Below are 2,126 nucleotides of genomic sequence, written 5' to 3'. Positions count from 1 at the left end.
GTTTTTTTACTCGGCGGCGTATTTTGCGCTAAATTATTACATCTGCCTAAATCCCTCAAAACTAGTCGATCTACTCGGCAAATACCTAACTCCGCTGCTTTTGGTACTTATTTTGCTACTTTTTGGAGCGGGATTTTTGTTCCCGATCGGCGAGTTCGTCGCTCCTAGCGGTGACTACGCGCAGCGCGCCGCAGCTAAGGGCTTTGTAGAGGGCTATCAGACGATGGATGCGCTGGCGTCGCTGGCGTTTGGTATCATCGTGATAAACGCTATCAGAACCGTGGGCGTAAAAGACGAGCGCCACCTGGTTTCATCGACGATAAAGGCAGGCATGACGGCGGGCGTGATTTTGATGGTGATTTACTTGATGCTGGGCTACTTGGGTGCGACATCGGCGGAGCTGTTTAAAGACGCGCCGGAGATAAACGGAGCTGAGTTGCTATCTCGCATTAGCGGTCATTATTTCGGCAAGGCGGGCGTTTTGGTGCTGGGTTCGGCGTTTTTCCTAGCTTGTATCACGACGACGCTTGGACTCATCAGCTCTGCTAGCGAATACTTCGAGGAGCTAACGGGCGGACGAGTCAAATACAAAATTTGGGTCGCGGCGTGGTGCTTGATCGGCTTTGGCGTGGCGAATTTCGGCCTCACGACCATCATCAAGGGCTCCATACCGGTGCTCATCGCCATCTATCCGATCGCCATCATGCTCATCATCCTTTCGCTCATCAACCCGCTGATTGACTCGAGCAAGCTCGTCTACCGCACCTGCGTCTACGTCTGCGTGGTCGTCGGCACGATAAACGGCCTTGATATCGCGGGCGTCTCCGTGCCGCTAGTGACGGATCTTGTTAAAAAAATGCCGTTTTACGACTCTATGCTAGGCTGGATAGTGCCTAGCGCGGTAGCATTTGCAGCGACATATATCCTTCATCTCGTGCTTGAAAAGAGAGAAAATACTTTTTAACTACTAGCAGCAAGGCGCCAAATTCGCATAAACGGCGCCTTGCGTCAAATTTACCCGGCCAAAAATTTAAAATCTCGGCTAAATTTTCGCAAAAAATTTTAAAAAAGGAAACTATATGAGCAAACAAGACGAGGCGCTAGCGTTAGCGCGGGATTTTGAGCGAGAGGGCTTTGGCGGCTAAAGGGCGACGAGGCGGCGTATTTTATGCTAGCTGATAGCTTACTGCGCGGGTGGCGAGAGAGCGGCGCGCTACTAGATGACGCTATGAGCTACGTTAGCAAAGAGGATTTTAGGGCTTTGGTCTCTACGGCGATGGAGATTTTGTGCGAGGAGGGCGGAGCTAAAAACGAGGCGCAAAGAGATAAAAAGCAAGCAAACAAAAATAGTGCGCGACAAATAAACGCCCGGGGTGTTATCGCCGTAGCAAGCCTCGAGTTTGCGCCGCTTTTGCACCCGTTTCTTAGCGAGATTTTTAGCTTGCGACCAAACGACGGGACATACTATGAGTGCTATCCGTGGCGCGAGCTAGACTACGAGAGCTCGCAGATCTGGCGCGAGAGGCTAGCTAGCGCGCAAACTAGCAGGGGCGATAAACAAAGGCTTTTTGAGTGCCTGCTGCAAACAAGACAGCCGCGAAATATAAAATTTGCCTGCGAGACTGCGGCGGCGGAGAAGTTTTTGAAGCATAAGGGCAGCCTTAGCGAGCATCTAGGCTACTATTTGGAGGACGTAGGCTTTACGCTTGAGAGGGTTAAATTTACGGGAGGCGCAAACGGCGCGGAGCTGGCGGATGAAAATTTAAGCCAGACGCAAGGCGTCATAAATGACGTCAAATTTAATGCTAGCAAGCTAAATTCGCAAGCGGATGAAAATTTAAACGACCCCAAATCCGGCAAAAACGCGCCGAGCGAAGAAAGCCGAGTCCAAAAAGCGAAAGCTAGCGATGAAATGAGTATCGGCGGCGAAGCGTTTAGGCTAAAAAGATACTGCGGCGAGCGCGCGTATCACGTCGCGTTTAGGCAGGGGTATTTTAGCGAGCCGTTTGCCGCTCATCAAGCTAAAAATCACCCGACTTGGGGACTATGGGCAGGCTAAGCGCAAAAGGCAAAAACTAGTATTAAATTTGGACGGATTGAAATAATTAAACTGAAAAACTAAAATT

The 2,126-nt window shown here is 50.4% G+C and carries 2 protein-coding genes; both read left to right on the top strand.

The annotated features are described in order from the left end of the window. Window positions 1–964 (top strand): branched-chain amino acid transport system II carrier protein (gene brnQ, locus Q0314_RS07935; protein ID WP_298058060.1); only part of this gene is annotated, 964 nt, incomplete at its 5' end. 204 nt (window positions 965–1,168) lie between these two features. Beyond that, the gene (locus tag Q0314_RS07930) at window positions 1,169–2,059 is read left to right on the top strand and encodes a hypothetical protein (protein WP_298058059.1); all 891 of its coding nucleotides are present in this window, start codon (window positions 1,169–1,171) and stop codon (window positions 2,057–2,059) included. Window positions 2,060–2,126: the final 67 nt, after the last annotated feature.

Source organism: uncultured Campylobacter sp. (genome assembly GCF_938040115.1).
Lineage (GTDB): Bacteria > Campylobacterota > Campylobacteria > Campylobacterales > Campylobacteraceae > Campylobacter_A.
The sequence above is the reverse complement of the archived record's forward strand: the minus strand, read 5'-3'. Positions and strand labels throughout refer to the sequence as shown.

Bases quoted from the DNA above. Each gene is read 5' to 3' on its own strand.
- Q0314_RS07930 (WP_298058059.1), top strand. From the start codon at position 1,169: ATGCTAGCTGATAGCTTACTGCGCGGGTGGCGAGAGAGCGGCGCGCTA.